Source organism: Amycolatopsis sp. NPDC059021 (genome assembly GCF_042739895.1).
GTDB lineage: Bacteria > Actinomycetota > Actinomycetes > Mycobacteriales > Pseudonocardiaceae > Amycolatopsis.
In genome coordinates this window covers 1-20,673 of record NZ_JBHYIQ010000141.1, presented here as the reverse complement: position 1 = coordinate 20,673, position 20,673 = coordinate 1, and the positions used below count along the sequence as shown (strand labels likewise).

17 protein-coding genes are annotated in these 20,673 nt (G+C 70.2%); 13 read left to right on the top strand and 4 right to left on the bottom strand.

Annotation, left to right across the window (positions count from 1 at the left end; all coding sequences use genetic code 11):
- Positions 1-146: 146 nt before the first annotated feature.
- Positions 147-1,154 carry a stage II sporulation protein M gene (locus ACFWX1_RS44325; RefSeq protein WP_378395926.1) on the bottom strand — a complete coding sequence of 336 codons (1,008 nt, stop codon included), beginning with the start codon at positions 1,152-1,154 and terminating at the stop codon, positions 147-149.
- 131 nt (positions 1,155-1,285) lie between these two features.
- Here ACFWX1_RS44325 and ACFWX1_RS44320 point away from each other — a divergent pair, with 131 nt between their 5' ends.
- Positions 1,286-2,317: an RDD family protein gene (locus ACFWX1_RS44320; protein ID WP_378395925.1), complete on the top strand. Its 1,032-nt coding sequence runs from the start codon at positions 1,286-1,288 to the stop codon at positions 2,315-2,317.
- Positions 2,318-2,413: 96 nt separating this feature from the next.
- On the opposite strand, the gene ACFWX1_RS44315 is transcribed toward ACFWX1_RS44320, so the two are convergent.
- Positions 2,414-3,553 carry a neutral zinc metallopeptidase gene (locus tag ACFWX1_RS44315; protein WP_378395924.1) on the bottom strand — a complete coding sequence of 380 codons (1,140 nt, stop codon included), beginning with the start codon at positions 3,551-3,553 and terminating at the stop codon, positions 2,414-2,416.
- A gap of 437 nt (positions 3,554-3,990) precedes the next feature.
- Here ACFWX1_RS44315 and ACFWX1_RS44310 point away from each other — a divergent pair, with 437 nt between their 5' ends.
- The 11 genes from ACFWX1_RS44310 to ACFWX1_RS44260 all read left to right on the top strand — a co-directional run bounded on the left by ACFWX1_RS44310 (position 3,991) and on the right by ACFWX1_RS44260 (position 18,678).
- Positions 3,991-5,766 carry a DUF2207 domain-containing protein gene (locus ACFWX1_RS44310; protein WP_378395923.1) on the top strand — a complete coding sequence of 592 codons (1,776 nt, stop codon included), beginning with the start codon at positions 3,991-3,993 and terminating at the stop codon, positions 5,764-5,766.
- Between the two features lie 4 nt (positions 5,767-5,770).
- Positions 5,771-7,399, top strand: a complete 1,629-nt coding sequence (locus ACFWX1_RS44305; protein ID WP_378395921.1) for a DUF2207 family protein — start codon at positions 5,771-5,773, stop codon at positions 7,397-7,399.
- Positions 7,400-7,439: 40 nt separating this feature from the next.
- Positions 7,440-8,747, top strand: coding sequence for a M16 family metallopeptidase (locus ACFWX1_RS44300; protein WP_378395920.1), 1,308 nt, complete (start codon positions 7,440-7,442; stop codon positions 8,745-8,747).
- Positions 8,744-10,123 (top strand): M16 family metallopeptidase, encoded by a 1,380-nt coding sequence (locus tag ACFWX1_RS44295; RefSeq protein ID WP_378395919.1) that lies wholly within the window; start codon positions 8,744-8,746, stop codon positions 10,121-10,123. The genes ACFWX1_RS44300 and ACFWX1_RS44295 overlap by 4 nt, the downstream gene beginning before the upstream one ends.
- Entirely contained in the window at positions 10,123-11,142 is a 1,020-nt protein-coding gene (gene nudC, locus ACFWX1_RS44290) for an NAD(+) diphosphatase (protein ID WP_378395918.1), read from the top strand. The genes ACFWX1_RS44295 and nudC overlap by 1 nt, the downstream gene beginning before the upstream one ends.
- Before the next feature lie 752 nt (positions 11,143-11,894).
- Positions 11,895-13,151: an ROK family transcriptional regulator gene (locus tag ACFWX1_RS44285; RefSeq protein WP_378395927.1), complete on the top strand. Its 1,257-nt coding sequence runs from the start codon at positions 11,895-11,897 to the stop codon at positions 13,149-13,151.
- A gap of 11 nt (positions 13,152-13,162) precedes the next feature.
- Positions 13,163-14,545 carry an ABC transporter substrate-binding protein gene (locus ACFWX1_RS44280; RefSeq protein WP_378395917.1) on the top strand — a complete coding sequence of 461 codons (1,383 nt, stop codon included), beginning with the start codon at positions 13,163-13,165 and terminating at the stop codon, positions 14,543-14,545.
- A 5-nt stretch (positions 14,546-14,550) separates the two neighbouring features.
- Positions 14,551-15,543, top strand: coding sequence for a carbohydrate ABC transporter permease (locus tag ACFWX1_RS44275; protein WP_378395916.1), 993 nt, complete (start codon positions 14,551-14,553; stop codon positions 15,541-15,543).
- The gene (locus tag ACFWX1_RS44270) at positions 15,540-16,424 is read left to right on the top strand and encodes a carbohydrate ABC transporter permease (protein WP_378395915.1); all 885 of its coding nucleotides are present in this window, start codon (positions 15,540-15,542) and stop codon (positions 16,422-16,424) included. Before ACFWX1_RS44275 ends, ACFWX1_RS44270 begins: the two co-directional genes overlap by 4 nt.
- Positions 16,421-17,686 (top strand): 6-phospho-beta-glucosidase, encoded by a 1,266-nt coding sequence (locus ACFWX1_RS44265; RefSeq protein ID WP_378395914.1) that lies wholly within the window; start codon positions 16,421-16,423, stop codon positions 17,684-17,686. Before ACFWX1_RS44270 ends, ACFWX1_RS44265 begins: the two co-directional genes overlap by 4 nt.
- Complete coding sequence (locus tag ACFWX1_RS44260) at positions 17,683-18,678, top strand: N-acetylglucosamine kinase (RefSeq protein WP_378395913.1); 996 nt, start codon at positions 17,683-17,685, stop codon at positions 18,676-18,678. The genes ACFWX1_RS44265 and ACFWX1_RS44260 overlap by 4 nt, the downstream gene beginning before the upstream one ends.
- 74 nt (positions 18,679-18,752) lie before the next feature.
- On the opposite strand, the gene ACFWX1_RS44255 is transcribed toward ACFWX1_RS44260, so the two are convergent.
- Together ACFWX1_RS44255 and ACFWX1_RS44250 are read right to left on the bottom strand one after the other, a co-directional pair.
- Complete coding sequence (locus tag ACFWX1_RS44255) at positions 18,753-19,253, bottom strand: SRPBCC domain-containing protein (RefSeq protein ID WP_378341462.1); 501 nt, start codon at positions 19,251-19,253, stop codon at positions 18,753-18,755.
- Complete coding sequence (locus tag ACFWX1_RS44250) at positions 19,250-19,573, bottom strand: ArsR/SmtB family transcription factor (RefSeq protein WP_378395912.1); 324 nt, start codon at positions 19,571-19,573, stop codon at positions 19,250-19,252. The genes ACFWX1_RS44255 and ACFWX1_RS44250 overlap by 4 nt, the downstream gene beginning before the upstream one ends.
- A 137-nt stretch (positions 19,574-19,710) precedes the next feature.
- On the opposite strand from ACFWX1_RS44250, the gene ACFWX1_RS44245 reads away from it, so the two are divergent.
- Complete coding sequence (locus tag ACFWX1_RS44245) at positions 19,711-20,607, top strand: cobalamin biosynthesis protein (RefSeq protein ID WP_378395911.1); 897 nt, start codon at positions 19,711-19,713, stop codon at positions 20,605-20,607.
- Positions 20,608-20,673 lie beyond the last annotated feature (66 nt).

Sequence of the window (20,673 nt, the reverse complement as noted above, 5' to 3'; positions counted from 1 at the left end):
ACTCAGAGTCCCTCAAGGAGGCCCCCACGGAACGTCCTGACCTGCGGAAAAAGAGCAAGGGACCTTTGCTAACGTCCGTTGGTGAGGCAATGATTAGTGCGCTAAGCAACGTTAGTAAAGGTCCCCTGCTCCTGCCCGCGGCAGGGTCAGGCGGATTCGGGGAGGGTGTCTCCGGCGTCGCGGCTGTCGATGTCGCCTGCTTCGCCCGCGCGGGCGGCGCGGCGGCCGAGGACGAAGACGTAGGTCAGGAAGGCGAGTTCGACGACGGCGCCGATGCCGATCCGCGCCCAGGTCGGCAGGCCGGACGGGGTCACGAAGGCCTCGACGATCCCGGACACCAGCAGGACGCAGGCCAGTCCGAGCGCGATGACCACGACAGACCGTCCTTGCCGGGCGAGCGCGGCGGAACGGGAGCGGCGTCCGGGGTCGATGACGGTCCAGCCGAGTTTCAGGCCGGTTCCGGCGGCGATGAAGACGGCGGTCAGTTCGAGCAGGCCGTGCGGGAGGATGAGGCCGAGGAAGATGTCGCCGCGCCCGGCCGCGGCCATCAGCCCGCCGCCGACGCCGACGTTGAGCGTGTTCACCCACAGCGCGCCGATCACCGGCAGGCCGAGCGCGACGCCGAGGAAGAGGCAGGTCGCGGCGACCCACGCGTTGTTGGTCCACACCTTCGCGGCGAACGAGGCGGCGGGGCCGGTGGAGTAGTACGCCTCGTACTGGCCGCCGGGCGCGGTCATCGCCTTGAGTTCCTCCGGGGTGACCAGCGTGGCGCGCACCTGCGCGTCCCCGGCGATCCACACGGCGAGCACGGCGCCGAGCACCGTGCAGACGAGCGCGGCGGGGACCCACCAGCGCCTGCTGAGGTACACGGCGGCGGGGAACCGCTGGGTGAAGAACAGGGCGACTTCGCGCCACGCGGGGTTGTGCGATCCGGCGACGGCCGATCGCGCGCGGGCGACGAGGCCGGAGAGCCGGGCGAGCAGCGCCGGGTCCGGTGCGGATGAGCGGATGATCGACAGGTGGGTGGCCGTGCGCTGGTACAGCGTCACCAGCTCGTCGGCCTCGGCGCCGCTGAGCCGCCCGCGCCGGCGGGTGAGTTCGCCGAGCCGGGTCCATTCGGCGCTGTGCGCGGCGACGAACACGTCGACATCCAACGGGCACCTCCCAGTCCTGGCCCCAGCCTAGGCGGCCGGGGGCGGGGGTCGCACGGGTGGCGGTAATGTCCACTTAGGACGGTCTGCCGGACGGGGGCCGGTCCCGGGACGGCTGCACTAGGCTGGGCGTCGTGGAAGAAGAGTCCGAGCTGGTCACCGGGGAAGCGGTGGTGCTGGACCTGCGCGTGGCGAAGCTGGCCAGCCGCGGCGTGGCCATGCTGCTCGACGTGCTGGTGCAGGCCGCGCTGCTGTTCGGCGCGATCATGCTGGTCGTGTTCGCCCTGCCGGTGGACGACGCGTCGCTCGGTGTCACCCTGATCCTGGTGCTCTTCGTGCTCGTGATGATCGGCTATCCGGTGATCTTCGAGACACTGACCAGGGGCAAGTCGCTCGGGAAGCTGGCGCTGGGGTTGCGGGTGGTGCGGACCGACGGCGGCCCGATCCGGTTCCGGCACGCGCTCACCCGCGCGCTCGCCGGGTTCTTCGTGGACTTCTGGGCGCTCGGTTTCCTCGGCGCCGTCGCGGTGATCGTGTCGCTGACGTCGTCCAACGGGCGCCGGGTCGGCGACTTCCTCGCCGGGACCGTGGTGATCCGCGAGCGTGTCCCGGACACCGGCCAGGCGGCGATCATGATGCCGCCGGGGCTGGAACCGTGGGCGGCGCAGCTGGACCTGAGCAGGCTGCCGGACGAACTGGCGCTGGCGGTCCGGCAGTATCTGGCGCGCTACACCGAACTGCGGCCCGAGGCGGCCGAGGCGCTGGGGTACGGCCTCGCGCAGCAGGTCGCCGAACGCATCGGGACGCCGGTCCCGCCGGGGATGCCGCTCTGGGCGTACCTGTCGGCGGTGCTCGCCGAACGCCGGAACCGCGACCACGCCCGCGCGCTGGCGGCCACGCCGCAACCCGCAACGTCGCACCCCGGCTACGGCCCGGCCTACCCACAGCCGTACCCGGCGCCTCAGACAGCGCAGCCCGGCTATGGCCCGGCGTATCCGGCGCCGCAGCCTTACGGCGCACCGGTGGGCTCGTGGTCCCCGGCCGCTCCGCCGCTTCCCGCGCCGACGCCGGGCGCGTCGGGTGCCGAGCCGCCCACCGCGCCACGGCCCGCGCACCCCGAACCGGCCCAGCCTCCGGTCGAGAACCCCTTCACCCCGCCCAGCTGACGCTTTTCCGTCGGTCCCCTCCCGTACTGTTTCGGGTAGGGGGCCTCAGGGTGTCCTGAATCTTCCGTTCATTCCTTCAGCACTGCAACAGCTGTGTCAGGAGACGTCGCCGGAGGCGGAGTTCCAGGTGTTGCACTGCTGGTTCCGGTTCGTCGTGGCGCCGTGCTGCCACCACGCGATGTTGTGTTTCGCGGTGCCGTGGTCGCGTTTTCCGTTGCGCGAGTAGTCGTCGCCGCGGTTTTGCGCGTTCCAGGCTTCGTTGTAGACGTTCTTGTCGACGGAGCCGCCGGACACCGAGGCCGAGCCGAGGAACATGCCCGAGAAGCACTGCGCCTGCAGCTCCATCCGCCGCGAAAGTTCCAGCCCCGCGGCCGAATCGGCACCCGCGTCGTAGCGTTTGTCGCCGTAGGCCTCGGAAATCCCGGACATCGCCTGCACGTGATGGCCGTATTCGTGCGCCAGGATGGACAGGTACGGCCCGGGATGGTTGCCCCAGGTCTCGATCTCGATGCGGTTCATCGGCATGTAGATCGTGTTGTTCGTCGGGCAGTAGAACGGGGTGACCCCGGTGGACGTTCCGCCGCTCCCGCACGGGGTCGAGGATTCCGAGATCGACGCGGGCACCGAAAGGCGCGGGGTCGCGAACGGGAGGTTGCTCGAGGACAGCGTCTTCGACCACATCGCGTCCATGCAGGCGATGCCGGACTGGAAGAACCGTTGGACGCTGCCCTGGTCGGTCGCCCATCGGCTCAACGAGCACGAGACGTTCGGCAGCCCGTAGTTCGCCTGAGCGAACAGCGGGTTGTCGCCGAGCTTCGCGACCGATCGCGGGCCGGTCTGGGTCGGTGCCGTCGATCGAGTCTCGGTGGTACGCGAGCTGCGCGTTCCGGTGCTGCGGCTGCTGCTCGGCGTGCTTGACGACGTCGTCGAGTACGTCGAAGAGGAGTACGTCGATGTGTAGCTGTAGGACGAGTACGTGCTGGAGTAGCCCGCGTCGGCGACGTGGCGGGTGCTGCCGCCCAGCAGTGCGATCGCGGCGACGAGCCCACCGCCGAGGGCGACGACACCGATGAGGGCGATCGCGACGATCACACCGGTGTTCGACTTCTTCGGCTGGTACGGCGCGTACGCGGGCGCGAAGCGCTGCCCGAAGGGTTGCGGCGCCGGATATCCGGGCCCGTAACCCGGACCGGCGGGCGGCGGGGGAGGCAGCGGACCGGCCGCGGGCGGCGGCATCGGACGTCCGGGCGGGGGCGGCACCGGACGCTGGCCCGGAGGGACCCCAGGACCACCGCCAGGACCGGGACCGCCGGACCCGGGACCACCACCAGGACCAGGGCCACCCGGTCCAGGCGTGCCGCCGAACCCAGGACCACCGGACCCAGGACCGGCACCAGGACCACGACCGCCGGACCCAGGACCGGCGGGTGGCAGCGGACGGGCCCCGGGCGGCGGCAACGGGCGCGCCCCCGGTGGCGGGAGCGGCGGCCTGCCACCCGGCGGGGGCACCGGCCCTCGCCAGGGTCCCTGCGGGCCCGGTGGCTGTGTCATCGTGTGGAACCCCCAGTGCTCATGCTCCGTCAAAAGCGGCGGACCTGCTGAAATCTCGCCGATCCGGGCGTCAGCATAGATCGAGTGCTCTAGGGTGTGGTGCTGTGTTGAGGAATTGGGGTGTGGCGATCACTCTGGCCGCCGGAGTGGCGCTGCTCGGCGCCCTGCCCGCCGCCGCGCAACCGCCGGGCAACGGTCTTTCGGACGTCGACACCTCCGGTCCCTCCGCCGGTCCGTCACTGCCGAACCCGCCCGTCGAACAGCTGCAGAAACCGCAGCTCGCCGGGGGGATCGTGCCCGGTCTGGAGCAGCCGCCGCCCCAGGGCACGAGCGCCGAGGTCGCCCTCAAACTGCTGCGCGACGGCGCCGTGTCGGTCACTGAAAAGGTGACTGTCCCAGGTGGACAGCAGGTCACCTCGCGGGTGCCGCTGCGGGTGTCGGCGAGCGACGATCAGGACCGCGTGTTCGCCGTCCGCGACGTCAAGGCCGAGGGGGCCGCGACCGGCGCTGTCGACGGTGACCAGCTCGTGCTGACCTTCCGCGGCGGCGAGTCCACCGTGAGCTACACAGTGGACGGTGCGATCGCCGACGTCGGCGGCCAGCAGCAGTTCCGCTGGCAGGCCGCGAGCGGCTGGGACGCCCCGGTCGCGCGGATCACCGTCTCCTTCATCGCGCCCGTGCCCCGGCTCTCGCCGATCGACTGCTTCGCCGGCCCGATCGGCTCCAGCCAGCGCTGCACGCTGGCCGAACTCGACCACACCGGCGTCGTGCGGGTCGAGCAGAACGACATCCGGGCGGGTGACCGGGTCGACCTGCTCGTCGGGCTGCCGCCGGGCACCGTGCCGGTCAACGCGAAATTCGCGGACGTCGGCCTGCTCGCCAACGCCTTCGCGCTGACCCCGCTCACCGGCATCGTCTTCGCGCTCCTCGTCCTGCTGCTCATCGCGGGCGCGCTGTACGTCTGGCGGCTGCGCAAGCGCGACGCCGGGGCGCTCGCCGCGGGCACTGGGCCGGTCGAGGTCCTGCTGCGCGACGGCGACCGCGTCTTCTTCGCCTCGCCCGACGGCGTGCTGCCCGGTCAGGTCGGCACGGTGGTGGACGAGACCGTCGACGTCGTCGACATCAGCGCGACGGTCGTCGACCTCGCCGTGCGCAACTACCTGTGGCTGGCCGAGGTGCCCGGACCGAACGGCCCGGACTGGCAGCTGTCGCGCCGCAATCCGCCGGACGAGCACCTGCACGACTTCGAGCGCGCGGTGTACGAGACGTTGCTGCCCGAGGGCACCGACGCGGTACTGCTCTCCCAGCTGCGTTCGCGTGGCGAGCTGGATCTGCGCCGCATCAGCGACGCGATGTACAGCGACGTCGTGTCCAAGCGCTGGTTCTCCCGGCGCCCCGATCTCAGCCGCACGAGGCTGACTTGGCTCGGTGCGGGCGTTTTCGCGCTCGGGCTCGTCGCCACCGCGGTGCTCACCTTCACGCTCGGCCAGGCGCTGATCGGCGTCGCGGTCGCGCTCGCCGGGCTCGCGATCGCCGCGGGCGCGGGGCTGCTGCCCTCGCGGACCGCGCGCGGCCGGGCGCTGGTGGGCCAGGTCCGCGGCCTGCTCGACTACCTGCACACCGCGAAGGCCGAGGACATCCCGGCCGCCGACCGCGAAATGGTGTTCTCCCGTTCGCTGCCGTACGCGGTGGTGCTCGGCGACACCGAACGCTGGCTGGGTACGTTCGCCGGGCTCAACCCCGGCGCGGACGGCGCCGCCGGGCTGTACTGGTTCGGCGGCCTGGAATCCGAACGGGATCTGCGCCGCTTCGGCGCGCACTTCCCGTCGTTCCTGACCGCGCTGGACGGGCTGCTCGCCGAATCGGGCCAGTTCCGCGCACCCGCGAGGACGCGCTGAGCCCGTGACCGCCAGGCCCTGCGCGCTCGCGGGGGCAGTCGCGCTGCTGCTCGCGTTCACCCCTGCCGCGTTCGCTCAGGAACAGCCGGATCAGCCGCCCCTGCCCGGATTGCCGCAGAGCGTCGAGATCCAGCTCAAGCTCCAGCGGGACGGTTCGCTGTCGGTCGCCGAGGCCGTCTCGGTGCCGAACGGCGCCACGATGAACCGCCGCGTACCGCTGAAAACGCCCGCCGCGCACCACCGCGACCGCGTCTACGGCGTGCGCGACGTCGTCCTGGAGGGCAGCGGATCCGCGCAGCTCGACGGCGACGTGTTCACCGCGCACCTGACCGAGGGCACCTCGATCCTCCGGTACACAGTGGACGGTGCGGTATCCGCGGACGAGGGCGGCGTCGAGCACGTCACGTGGCCACTGGCCGGCGGGTGGGACACCGAGCTGAAACTGGTCCGCGCTTCCTTTGCCGCGCCCAGGATTCCGACCGCCGTCGACTGCGTCGCCGGGCCGGACGGCACCGGCACGCACTGTGGCGCCGCGCAGATCGACCACGCCGGGCTGACCCGGTTCAGCCAGCAGAACCTTCCTGCCGGGCAACGGATGTCGGCGACGGTGGAGCTGCCGCCGGGCACGGTGCCCGCGAACGCGAAACTCGTGCCGTCGGCGACGATCGGCGGCGCGTTCGTCCGCACGCCACCGGTGACCGCGGCGTGGTGGGGCTTCGCCGCGGCGCTCGCCGTCGCGGCCGTGCTGGTGTGGCTGACGCGCCGTCGCGACGCGCGGCCCGGCGAGCCGCTGCCGGTCGAACTGCTCAGCCCGGACGGCGAGTTCGCTTCGCCGGACGGGGTACTGCCGGGCCACATCGCCACCGTGACCACCGGCCGCGCAGGTCCCGTCGACCTGGCCGCCACCGTGCTCGACCTCGTCGTGCGCAACTACCTGTGGGTGAGCGCCGAGGACACCGATTGGCGGCTCACCCGCCGCAACCCGGCCGACGAGCACCTGACCGTCTTCGAACGTGCGGTGTTCGCCGCGGTGCTGCCGGACGGCGAGGATTCCGTGACGCTGGCCGAGTTGCGCCGCCGCCGCGTCGACATCGGCCAGGTGCGGGACGCGCTTTACGCCGACGTCGTCCGGAATGGCTGGCTCTCCCGGCCTCCTTCTCAGCGACTGGGACGGCTCGGACGGGCGGGGATCCGGGTCGTTTTCTACGGCCTGTTCCTGACCGTGCTGCTCGCGCTCACCGTCGGTTACGCGCAACTCGGGGTGATCGTCGTGCTCGCCGGGGTGTCGGCGGTCGTGGCGTCGGTGCTGCTGCCCGCCCGGCGGACCAGCGGCCGGCTGCTGCGCCGCAGGCTGCTCGGGTTGAGTGAACGGCTCGCGCTGACGAAGCCGAAGTCGCTCGCGAAGCCCGAACGCGAGCTCGTGTTCTCCCGTGGCCTGCCGTACGCGCTCGCTCTGAGCGAACTCGGGGCGTGGACGTCGGTCTTCGCCGAGCTGAAGCATCCGCCGCCGGTCTACTGGTGCGAAGCCGAGGTCCCGATCGGGCGAGCGGGGGAGTTCGCGGCGGCGCTCACCGGGGCGTTCGCCGCGGCCCGGCGGGGCAGGCTGTTCACCGAGGCCGGTTCGCCGGGATAGCCGCGAGCCTTCTGTCGGTCCTTGGCCGTAGGGTGGGGCCATGGCCGATCCCGAGCTTGTCCGCTTCACCATCGACAACGGCTTGCGCGTAGTGCTCGCGCCCGACGCGACCGCGCCCGTTGTCGGCGTCAGCGTGCACTACGACGTGGGCTTCCGCTCCGAACCGGAGGGGCGCACCGGCTTCGCGCACCTGTTCGAACATCTGATGTTCCAGGGCAGCGAGAGCCTGGAGAAGCTCGCGCACTTCCGGCACGTGCAGTCCAGCGGTGGCACCTTCAACGGGTCCACCCACCCGGACTACACCGACTATTACGAGGTGCTGCCCTCGGCCGCGCTGGAGCGCGCGCTGTTCCTCGAAGCCGACCGGATGCGTGCGCCGAAGCTGACCAAGGAGAACCTGGCCAACCAGATCGACGTGGTGAAGGAGGAGATCCGCCTCAATGTGCTGAACCGGCCGTACGGCGGGTTCCCCTGGATCCTCCTCCCGCCGGTGCTGTACTCCACGTTCCCCAACGCGCACAACGGGTACGGCGGGTTCGAGGACCTGGAGCAGGCCACCATCGAGGACTGCGCGGCCTTCTTCGACACCTACTACTCCCCGGCGAACGCGGTGCTCACCGTGGCGGGCGACTTCGAGGTCGCCACCGCCCGCGCACTGATCGAAAAGCACTTCGGCGACGTCCCGCACCGGCCGGCCCCGGTGCGGCCCTCGTTCGCCGAGCCGCTGCCCACCGGCGAGCTGCACGGCGAGCACGTCGACCCGCACGCGCCGCTGCCCGCGCTCGCGATCGGCTACCGGATGCCTGACCCGATCAACGACGTCGAGGGCTACCTGGCCCACCTCGTGCTCGCCGGGCTGCTCACCGACGGCGACGGATCGCGGCTGCAGCAGCGGCTGGTGCACCGGGAGCCGCTGGTCGTCGACATCGGCGCGGGCGCCGGGCTGTTCGGGCCGTTCGAGGCACGGGACCCGGACACGTTCACCATCACGGTGATTCATCCGCACGAGGTCTCCCGGGAGCGGGTGCTCGCGGCGCTCGACGAGGAACTGGAGAAGCTGGCCGCGACACCGCCCGGCGAGCAGGAACTGAAGAAGGTCACCGCGCGCTGGGCGGCGAGCCTGCACTCCGAGCACGACAGGCTGGTGTCCCGCACGCTCGCGCTGGGCTCGTTCGAGCTGCTCTACGGCGACGCTTCGCTGGTGTACCGGCTCGCGGACCAGATGTCCGCGGTCACCGGGGAGGCCGTGTCGGCGGCGGCGAAGGCGCTGCGGCCGGACGCGCGTGCGGTGCTGGTCGTCAAGCCCGCGAACGGCAATGGGGCTAACGGGAATGGGGAGCAGCAGTGAGTTCAGCTACGCATCGCAGCGCCGAGGAGATCGGCCGCACCGCGCTCGGGCCGCGTCCGCTGCCCGCGCTCGGCGCGCAGCGCGCCGCCGCCGATCTGTCCCATGTGGACACCACGCTGGCCAACGGGCTGCGGGTGCTGGCCGTGCGCAAGGCGACCGTGCCGCTGGTGGAGGTCCGGCTGTGGATCCCGTTCGCCGGTGAGGACCGGCTGCACCCGGCGACGGCCGAGGTGCTGGCCGAGACGCTGCTGACCGGCACCGCGCGGCGCGACCGCATCGAGATCGACGCCGAGCTGGCACTGATCGGCGGCGACCTGTCCGCCGGCGTGGACCCGGAACGCCTGGTGGTGTCCGGTTCCGCGCTGTCGTCCGGGCTGCCGACGCTGCTCGACGTGCTGGGCGACGTGCTGACCGGAGCGTCCTATCAGGACAATCAGGTCGAGCGGGAACGCGAGCGGCTGATCGAGCGCATCGCGGTGTCGCGGACCCAGCCGCGCACGATCGCGCGCGAGGCACTGCAGAAGCACCGCTATGGCGACCACCCGGCCACTCGTGAGGTGCCGCAGGCCGAAGACGTCGCGGTCGTCGTGCCCGAGCAGGTGCGCGCGCTGCACACCGCGTCGGTGCTCCCGCGGGGTTCGGTGCTGGTCCTCGTCGGGGACATCGACCCCGAGGGCGTCATCGGTGAGCTGGAGCGGGCCTTCGGTGGCTGGGCTTCGGACCGCTCCGCCGTCCGGCTGCCGGCGCTGCCCGAGCTGACCGGTGGTGACGTGCTGCTGGTGCCGCGTCCCGGCGCGGTCCAGTCGCAGATCCGGCTGTCCGCGCAGGGCCTGCCGCGCACGGACCCGCGCTACGCGGCGCTGCAGCTGGCGAACCTCACGTTCGGCGGCTACTTCTCCTCGCGGCTGGTGGAGAACATCCGTGAGGACAAGGGATACACCTATAGCGCGCACTCCGGTTTCGAGTTCACCGACGGGACAGCGGTGATCAACGTCGACGCGGACACCGCGAGCGACGTCACCGCGGCGGCCCTGCTGGAGACCCGGTACGAGCTGGGCAGGCTCGGCCTGGTGCCGCCGACCGCCGAGGAGTTCGAGTCGGTGCGGCAGTACGCGATCGGCTCGCTGCTGACCTCGACGTCCTCGCAGACCGGGCTCGCCGGGCAGCTGCTCGCGCTGGCCACCACCGGGCTCAGCGCCGAATGGCTGGCCGAACACCCCGCCCGGGTGGCCGCCGTGACCGCCGAGGACGTGGCCGCCGCGGCGCTGGAGTTCTTCGCGCCCAAGCGGTTCACCGGCGTGGTCGTCGGGGACGCCGACCTGCTCGCGCCGAAGCTCACCGCGCTCGGCGACGTCACGGTGGGCGAGTCGGCGTAATGACCGCTCCGTTCCGCCTCGGCTCCTTGCCGACGCTGTCCCGGTCCACTGTGGATCGTCAGGAGTCGTTGCGCACCAACCCGGAGCGTCTGGTCCAGCGGTGGCCGGACGCCCGGGTGGTGCTGCTGGAGGACACCGGTCGCACGCCGGTGCTCGAAGGCAGCAAGACCCTCGCGACCCGCAAGACCCAGGAGTTCGGCACCGAACCACCGCCGGAAGCGGCGTTCCTCGGCGAATGGGAGGGCGTCGACTACTGGTCGATGCCCGGCACCCCGGCCGAGGGCGGCGAGACCGTGCGGATGCAGGGCAGCTGGGGGATCACCGAAGAGGTCCTGCGTGTCGACGGCGAGTTCTGGGTCGATCTGCGGGGCTACGGCGATCTGCTGGACGACACCTCGGCCGGGCTGTTCACCACCGCGCAGGCGCTGCGGAACTGGCGGCGGCAGGCGAAGTTCTGCACCCGCTGCGGCGCGCCGACGGAGCTGATCCAGTTCGGCTGGGCGAGCCGGTGCACGCGGGACGGGCGCGAGGAATACCCGCGTACCGACGCGGCGGTGATCTGCCTGGTGCACGACCAGGAGGGCACGAACGGCGAGCACGTCCTGCTGGCGCGGCAGCCGATCTGGCCGCCGGACCGGTACTCGATCCTCGCCGGGTTCGTCGAGGCGGGGGAGTCGCTGGAGAACTGCGTCGTGCGGGAGATCCGCGAGGAGGTCGGTGTCGAGGTCTCCGACGTGCGCTACCTCGGCAGCCAGCCGTGGCCGTTCCCGCGCTCGATCATGCTCGGCTTCACCGCTCGCGCCGATCGGTCGGCCCCGCTGACCCCGGCCGACGGCGAGATCGAGGAGGCCCTGTGGGTCTCGCGTGCCGAGGTCCGCGCCGCGTTCGCGAACAGCCAGACCCGCAACGCCGCGGCGGTCCCGACTCCGATCGCGGGCGGCAAGGCGCAGCTGATCCTGCCGGGCAACTCGTCGATCGCCCGCGTCATGCTCGCCGCCTGGGCCGAAGCCGACGCCTGACACCTTCCGCGAGTCCCGCACTCGTGCCCGAGTTCCACGTTCGGACGGCCGAGTTCCACGCTCAGGCGCCGTTCGGTGCCCAAGCGCGGTAAGTGCCGAGGCGAGTCGAAACCGGATCGTCCACAGAGGACTTTCGTTCCGTGGGGGCCTCTTTGAGGGACCCAGGGTCCCTCAAAGATATACCAACACAAACTAAAATCATATTTCATTGCGCGCCAATATCACCACATCCCCCACACCCCCCCCCCCCCCCCCCCCCCCCCCCACGGACCTGCACCCAGCGCACCCCCTGTTGCCACCAGCTCAGCTCACCGTGGGCTGGGTCCAGTCGCGGGGAGTCTCACTCACGAGGTGACCCAGGACGGCCGGGCGGGCGGAGCGCGGCTCCCGCGATGTCGCGAACGGCGCGTTCGGGACGTCCAACGCCGCGAACGCGTCGTTCAGGACACCCTGCGAGTTCGGGTCTGGCCGGGAACTCGGCCCCGTGAAAGTGGAACTCGCGCGCTCGAAAGTGGGACTCGGGCGCGTGGGGGTGGGACTCGCGGTGGTGAGCAGCTGACCTGGTGACAGGCGGTGCGGGAAAGTGTCCACCGGGTGAGCCCGGCTCGTGTGCGGGGCACGTAAGCGTTACCTGTCCGTTTCCGGCAGCCGTTGACGGGCTGTGCTCCGGCTCACTACAGTCCCCGGAAACCGTATGTAAAGTATCCTAATTAAGCCCGGGAGGGTGTGCGTTGCGAGCCGGTAGCCCGCGGATGCTGCGCGAGATCAACGATCGCGCCGCCATCGAGGTCCTCCTCCGTGAAGGGCCGCTGACGCGCGCGGAGCTCGAAGTCGCCATCGGGCTGTCCAAGCCCGCCACCGCCCAGCTGATCGCCCGGCTCGAAGCGGAAGGCATCGTCGGCAAGGCCGGGGTGCGGGGCGGCGGGCGTGGGCCGCGGGCGCAGTTGTGGCAGGTCACGGGCAGTCTCGCGTACGTCGCGGCGGTCGATCTCACGCCGAAGGCCGGCGACTTCGTCATCGCGGACGTCGCCGGGCAGGTCCTGGCGGAACTACGCGCACCGCTACCCGCGCACGAGGGCGCGGACATCGTCGGAGAGTTCGGGAAAGCGCTTTCCAAGGCCACGCGGCTCGCCGGGCTCACCCTGCCGGATCTGGCCAACGTCGTCATCGGCGCGCAGGGCGCGTTCGATCCCCGCACCGGTTTCCTTTCGTCCGCACCGCACATCCCCGGCTGGCTCGGGTTCGACGTGCCGGGCAGGCTCAGCGAGCAGCTCGGGGTCGAGGTCACCATCGAGAACGACGTCAACCTGGTCGCGGTCGAAGAAATGACCGCGGGTCGCGCGGCAGGGCTCGACGACTTCGTCATGGTGTGGCTGTCCGAAGGCGTCGGCGGCGCGGTCGTGATCGGACGGCGCCTGCTGCGCGGCGCGACCGGCGGTGGCGGCGAAATCGACTGGATGCGCGTGCCCGATCCCGTCTCGGTCGATACCGGCGAGGAGCGTCCTCGCGCTGGTGCCCGCTTCGGCAACCTCGTCGACTCGCCCGCGGTGGTTCGTCTCGCCTCGGCACACGGCCTCACCGCCGACAGCGGTTGGGAGGCCGTCGCGCTGGCGCGACGCGAAGGCAATGCCGCCGCCGACGCCTTTCTCGACGATTTCGCGCGTCGCGTCGCAGGCGGTGTCGCCAGCCTCGTGGCCGTCGCGGATCCTCAGCTTGTGTTGCTGTGCGGCGAAACCAGCCGCGCCGGCGGCGAGGACTTCGCCGCACGTGTCGCGCTGCGCCTGCACGAACTCGTCCTGCCCCGCACCCCGGTCGGCGTCGCCTCGGTGGCGGGCAACGCCGTGCGTGCCGGGGCGCTGCAATCGGCGCTCGCCATCGCCCGCGAGGACGTCTTCGGCCTCAGCGCCCCCATTCTCCTCGGGCCACGCAGGCCCGGGGGAGGAGCACCCGGTGCGGCCGCGGCGCTCCCGGACACCAGCCCCACCCCGTCCCCTGCCCCGACCGATTGAGGAGGAGGGTCATGTCCCGCACGACCCGAATCGGCAGCACCGCGCGGAAACGCGGCTCGCTGCTGGCCTGTACCGCGGCGGCGCTCGCGCTGCTGACCACCGCTTGTTCCGGGGCCGCGGCCCCGAACGGAGGCGGGCCCGGCCAGGCCGCCGCCGCGCCCGGCAAGGACGACAAGCTCACGCTCACCGTCTACAGCAAGTTCACCTCGCGCGAATACGAGGTGGTCACCAAGGCGCTGAACAAGCTCAAGGCGAAGTACCCGAACATCGAGGTCAAGCACGAGGGCAACCAGGACGACGACAAGATCACGCAGTCGATCCGCGGCGGCAACCCGCCGGACGTCGCGATCTCGTTCTACACCGACAACCTCGGCGCCTGGTGCTCCAACGGCAGTTTCCAGGATCTCAAGCCGTACATCGACCGGGACAAGATCGATCTGAACCAGATCCCGGACGCGGTGCGCAGCTACACCGAGTTCCAGGGCAAGCGGTGCGCGATGCCGATGCTGTCGGACGTCTACGGCTTCTACTACAACAAGGACCTGTTCGCCGCGGCCGGGCTTTCCGCGCCGCCGAAGAACACCACGGAACTGTTCGAGGCCGCCAAGAAACTGACCCAGTTCAACCCGGACGGGTCGATCAAGGTCGCCGGGTTCATCCCGTCGATGCCGTTCTACGCCAACATGGCGCAGTACTGGGCCCCGAACTTCGGCGCGCAGTATCTCGGGCCGGACGGGAAGTCGCATCTGGCCGACAGCCCCGGCTGGAAGGCGATGTTCGAGTTCCAGAAGAAGCTCGTCGACTTCTACGGCGGGCACCAGAAGGTGGAGCAGTTCAAGTCCAGCCTTGGCGACGAGTATTCGGCCGACCACGGTTTCCAGCGCGGCAAGCTCGCGATGATGATCGACGGCGAGTACCGCACCGCGTTCATCAAGGACCAGGCGCCGGACCTCAAGTTCGCCACCGCGCCGCCGCCGGTGCTCGACAGCATCGCCGGCCAGTACGGCGGCGGTTTCACGACCGGCACGATCATCGCGATTCCCAAGGGCGCCAAGAACGCCGGTGCCGCCTGGGAGCTGATCAAGCAGGTCACGCTGGACACCGACACGCTGGTGGATCTGGCGAACGGGCTGAAGAACGTGCCCAGCACCAAGGCTTCGCTGTCCGACCCGAAACTGAACCTCGGCGAGGAGTTCAAGACGTTCCTCGACATGTATGGCAGCGGCAAGCTGGTGCCGAACCCGTCGACGCCGATCGGCGACGCGCATCTCAAGGCCGTCAACGACTTCGCCGAGAAGTGGCAGGCCGGCGCGGTGCCCGATCTGGCCGAGGGACTCAAGAAGGTCGACCAGCAGGTGAACGACGAGCTGGCGCAAAAGGGTTCCGGCGGCTGAGCACGATGACCGCGACGCTTTCCGCATACACGACGGGTTCCTCGTCCGCGCCGGTCCAGGCGCGGGCGAGGGCCCGCCGGGCGCGGCACCGCCGCACGGTGCTGCTGTTCATCGCGCCCGCTTCGCTGGGATTCCTGATCTTCTTCGGGTATCCGCTCATCGCCACGATCTACTATTCCTTCACCAAATACGATCTGATCAATCCGCCGCAGTTCGTCGGATTCGACAACTACATCCGGATGTTCACCAGTGAACAGCTGATCGGCAAGGCCGCGTACAACACGCTGTGGCTGGTCATCGTGCTCACCGTGTGCCGGGTGGTGTTCTCGCTCGGTGTCGCGTCGGTGATCTCGCGGCTCAAGTCCGGTGTCGGCCTGGTCCGGACGCTCTGCTACCTGCCGTCGCTGGCACCGCCCGCCGCGGCGACGCTGGCGTTCGTGTTCCTCTTCAACCCGGAATTCGGGCCGGTGAACCGGTTCCTGCGGCTCGTCGGCATCGACGGCGGGCTGTGGTTCAACGACCCCGCGATGTCGAAACCCGCGCTGACGCTGCTGGCGTTGTGGGGTTCCGGCGAGCTGATGATCATCATCCTGGCGGCGCTGCTGGACGTGCCGCAGGAGCAGTACGAGGCGGCCGAGCTCGACGGCGCCGGACCGATCCGCCGGTTCTGGCACGTCACGCTGCCGTCGATCTCGCCGGTGCTGTTGTTCGGCGTGGTCAACTCGATCATCTACGCGTTGCAGTTCTTCACGCAGGCGATCGTGGCGGGGTCCGCCGCGTCGGGCACGGCCGACGTCGCGGGCAACACCAAGTTCATCGGCGCGCCGCAGAACTCGACGCTGACCTACCCGGTTTGGCTGTACGTCCAGGGTTTCCGGTACTTCAACATGGGGTACGCGGCGGCGATGGCGGTGCTGTTGTTCATCGTCTCGGCCGGGTTCACCTGGCTGCTGGTGCGGCGATTCCGTAAGGGTCAACATCAGGAGGAGGGGGCATGACGGCGATCTCCGAAACGGCGCCCGCCTCGATTCCGCCCCGGGTCCGGGTGAAACGCGACTGGAACAAGAAGCTCTTCTGGATCGCGAATCACGCGCTCGGCATCGCGCTCGCGGTGATCTTCGCGGCGCCGGTGGTGTTCGTCGTGCTCACCGCGGTGATGAAGAGCGACCAGGCGATGTCGTCGAGTCTGTGGCCGACGGAATGGCATTTCGAGAACTTCGTCAAGGTCTTCAAGGAGGCGCCGCTGTTGCAGTACTTCGGCAACAGCCTGCTCTATTCCGGCGTCGCCACGATCGGCGCGCTCGTTTCGGCGATCCCGGCGGCTTACGCGTTGTCGAAACTGCGCTGGCGCGGGCAGAACCTGTTCTTCATGCTGACCGTGGTCGCGATGATGCTGCCGCCGCAGGTCACCATCGTGCCGCTGTACGACCTGTGGGTGCGGCTCGGGCTCACTGGGACCCTCGTTCCGCTGATCGTGCCGTACTTCCTGTTCGACGCGTTCTCGATCTTCCTGCTGCGTCAGTTCTTCGTCACCATTCCGAAGGACTACATCGAAGCGGCGAAGATCGACGGCTGCAACGAGTTCCAGGCGATGATCAAGGTGCTGGTGCCGATGGCGAAGCCGGGGATCGCGGCCACCGCGATGTTCTGCTTCCTGTTCACCTGGAACGACTATTTCGGGCCGTTGCTCTACACCGGTGAGAACAAGGACCATTGGCCGCTCTCACTGGCGATCGCCTCGTTCCGCGGGATGCACCACGTCGAATGGAACCTGACCATGGCGGCGACGGCGCTGATCATGGCGCCGGTGATCGTGCTGTTCGTCTTCGCGCAGAAATCCTTCGTCAAGGGTATTACGTTCACGGGAGTCAAGGGATGAAGCTTGCGGTCGTCGGCGGTGGTTCCACCTATACGCCGGAGCTGATCGACGGGATCGCCGGTCGGCGGTCCACTTTGGACGTCGACGAGATCGTGCTGATCGACCCCGACACCTACCGGGTCGAGGCGGTGGGCGGGTTCAGCCGGCGGCTGCTCGCGCACGCCGGGCACCCGGCGCGGGTGAGCACGACGGGAAACCTGGAAGAAGGTGTCGACGGCGCGTCCGCGGTGCTGATCCAGCTGCGGGTCGGCGGCCAGCGCGCGCGACGGAACGATGAGACGTTCCCGCACGCGTGCGGCTGCGTCGGCCAGGAAACCACGGGTGCGGGCGGGCTGGCGAAGGCGCTGCGGACCGTGCCGGTGGTGCTCGACATCGCCGAGCGGGTCCGCAAGGTGGCGGGCGAGGACGCCTGGATCGTCAACTTCACCAATCCGGTCGGGATCGTGACCCGCGCGCTGCTCAACGAAGGGCACCGCGCGGTCGGGCTGTGCAACGTCGCGATCCACCTGCAGCGGACCTTCGCGAAGCTGCTGGGCGCGGGCACCGACGACGTCCGCCTTGTCCACACCGGACTCAACCACCTGAGCTGGGAACGCGGCGTCCTCGTCGACGGCGTCGACCGGTTGCCAGAGCTGCTGGGTGAGCACGCGGATTTCCTGTCGGAGCACGTCAGTGCGCCGGCCGAGTGGATGCGGCGGATGAACGTCGTGCCGTCGTACTACCTGAAGTACTACTACGGACACGACGAGCAGGTGGCCAAGCAGCGCACGGAGCGGCCTCGCGCCGAGGTCGTCAGCGATGTCGAGGAGGAGTTGCTGAAGGTTTACCTCGACGAGGAGCAGGTGACGAAGCCGGAGCAGCTGGAAAAGCGGGGCGGTGCCTACTATTCCGAGGCCGCGGTGCAGCTCGTGCACGCGCTGACCGCGGGCGGGCCCGCGGAGGAACACGTCGTGAACGTCCGCAACGAAGGCACGTTCTCGTTCCTGCCGGACGACGCGGTGATCGAGGTTTCGTCCACTGTGGACGTCAACGGGCCGAAGCCGATCGCGCAGGCGCCGGTGGAGCAGCGGTTCGCCGGGCTGATGGCGGGGGTGACGGCGTATGAGTACCTGGCGCTGGAAGCGGCGCTGAAGGGCGGCCGTGACCGGGTGGCGGACGCGCTGCTGGCGCATCCGCTCGTCGGCCAGTACACGAAGGCCGATCAGCTCGCCGACTCGCTGGTGCGGATCAATCGTGAGTTCCTGCCCTGGGCCCACGCATGACGACGGTGGGCGTCGCCGAGGTGATCGTCGCGATCGACGGGGGGAACAGCAAGACCGAGGTGCTGGTGATTTCCCGGGACGGTGTCGTGCTCGGGAAATCACGCGGGCCCGGTGCTTCGCCGCAGAACGTCGGTGTCGATGGTTGTGTTGCGGCGCTCGAGGATCTCGTCGTCGAGGCGTTGGGTTCCGCGGAGCGTCCGGCGGCGAAGCCGTTCGCCGTGCACACCTCGGCCTACCTCGCCGGGCTGGACTTCCCGCGCGAGGAGGAAGCACTGCACGCGGCGTTGTCCGCGCGCGGCTGGAGCGACACGCTGACCGTCGGCAACGACTCGCTCGCGTTGCTGCGCGCGGGAAGCGAGGACGGCACCGGGGTCGCGATCGTCTGCGGCGCCGGGATCAACGGCGCCGGTGTCGGGCCGGACGGCCGGGTTTACCGTTTTCCGGCGCTGGGCAAGGTTTCCGGCGACTGGGGCGGCGGCTACCGGCTCGGCGAGGAGGCGCTGTGGTGGGCGGTGCGCGCGGAGGACGGGCGCGGCCCCGGGACAGCGCTGCAGGACGCCGTCACCCGGTACTTCGGGGCCGAGACGCTGCTGGAAGTGGTGCAGGGCCTGCATTTCAAGGAGATCCCGGCGGACTCGATCCACGGGCTGTGCCCGCTGCTGTTCGAGGTCGCGGCGAAGGGGGACGAAGTCGCCCACGACGTCGTCGCCCGGTTCGTCGACGAGGTCACGGTGATGGTCGCGGTGATCCTGCGGCAGCTGGAGCTGACGATGTCGGCGCCGGAGGTGGTGCTCGGCGGCGGTGTGCTCACCGGGGTCGGCGCGGAGGTGATCGCGGAGATCGAGCGGCGGTGCCTGAAGGTGGCACCGAAGGCCGTGGTCCGGGTCGTCGACGTCAACCCGGTGGTGGGCGCGGCCTTGTTCGGGCTGGACACGCTGGGCGCGCCGGCGTCGGCGAAGGCGGCGTTGAAAGCGGCTACGCAGCGGGCGTGAGCTGAAGGGGACTTTCGTCGCATGAGATGCGAGGAAAGTCCCCTTCAGCTCGTCTTACGAGAGGAAAGTCCCCTTCAGCTCGCGAGCGTGTCGCCGGTTTCCAGCAGCGTCTTGAGGTCCGACAGGATCCAGTTCCAGCCGCCGCCGGCGTTCTGGCCCTCCGGCGCGTTGATGTCCTCGGCCGCGCCGCTGACCATCGCGGCGGTGCCCGGAGCGCCGGTCACGTCGTGGGTGACGGTGAGGCGCGTTCCCGCGGTCTTGGTCTCTTCGATGTCGTAGGTGAGCTTCGTGTACGGCTCGTCGGCGAACTCGGGGGCCATCACCAGCTTCCAGGTGAGGACGAGCTTGCGCGGCGGGTCGGCCTCGATGACCTCGCCGTCGACCATGTCCCCGGTGACCCCGTAGCCCTTGAGTTCCTCGGTGGGGTGTACCGCGAACTTGCCGCCGGGCTTGAGGTCGTAGTCGGCGAGGCCGGTGTACCCGTACTTCGCGGTCCACTCCGGTTTCGTGATGGCGTCCCAGATCGCCTGCGGGGTGGCTCTGATGTAGACGCGGTAGACCTGCGTGTCGGTCATGGGTCGTTGCCTTCCAGTTCGTCTTTGAGATCGAGCAGCGCCGTCACGTGGCGCTCGGTGTATTTGTCGATCCAGCGGTCGTGGATCTGCCGGATCGGGACCGGGTTGAGGAAGTGCTTCTTCTCCCGGCCTTCCTTGCGCGTGACGACGAGACCGGCCTCCTCGAGCAGTTTCAGGTGCTTCATGACGCCGAAGCGGGTCATGTCCACTTCGGACTCCAGCTCGGTGAGCGTGCGGCCGTCACGCGCGTGGAGCTGGTCGAGCAGGAAGCGCCTGGTCGGATCCGCCAGTGCTTTGAACACCAGGTCGTCGTCGGGCACGCGACCAGAATAGGTGACCAAAAGGTCACATGTCAATCGGAGGGTGGCGGGCTCGGTCCGGCCCTGGTCACCGGGCGAGTAGCCTTTTCGGGCACGGGGACATTTCGATGGCTGGGACTTCATCGCAGGGGGGCCATGTGAGCGCGGCACGCGCGATCGGCTTGGTGCTGGGGGTGGCCGCGGACGGGGTGCTCGGCGACGCGCGGCGCAGACCGCCGGTGGTGGCTTTCCGCCGGGTCGCGGGCTCTTCCCCGGCACGGGGTGCCGGGGTGGCCGCCGCCTGTGTCGCGCTGGGCGTACTGGCCGAGCGCGCCGGCCGCCGTCGTCCGGTACTGCAGGCGGCGACGACCGCGGTCGCGACCTGGGCCGTCGTCGGGGCGGCGGGACTCGCGACGCAGGGCGCCGAACTGGCCCGCGACCTGGAGGAAGGCCGGCTCGATCCGGCGCGGCGCGCGCTGTCCGAACTGGACCCCCGGGTGACCGACGGGCTCACGCCGGTCGCGCTGTCGCGTGCTTCGGTGGAGACGGTCGCGGAGAACACGTCCGACGTCGTGGTCGCGCCCCTGGTGTGGGGCGCGGTCGCCGGGGTGCCCGGCCTGGTGGGCTCGCGGGCGATCAGCCTGCTGCGGCAGTGGTCGCGGGGCCGCCGGTCATGGGTGATCGAGCGGGCGGACGAACTGGCCCACCTCGTCCCGACGCGGATCGCCGCCGGGCTGACGGTGCTGGCGGCGCCGGTGGTCGGTGGCTCCGCGGGCGGCGCGTGGCGGGCGTGGCGGCGCGACACGATCGCGCATCCCAGCCCGAACGCGGGCCGGGTCGAGGCGGCGTTCGCGGGCGCGCTGGAGATCCGGGTCGGCGGGCGGACCGTGTACCCGCACGGCGTCGAGGAGCTTCCGGTGCTGGGGATCGGGCGCAATCCGGACGCCGGGCACGTGACGCGCGCGGTGGAACTGTCCCGCGTCGTGGGCTGGCTGGCCGGGGCGACGTCGGTGGTCGCCGCCGCGCTGCTCGGCCTCTGGCGCCGCTCCCGCTGATCGATTCGGCTTCCCGAGGAGACCATGCCGTTAAGGCCACCTTACGGGCGTCTGACACCCGTAAGG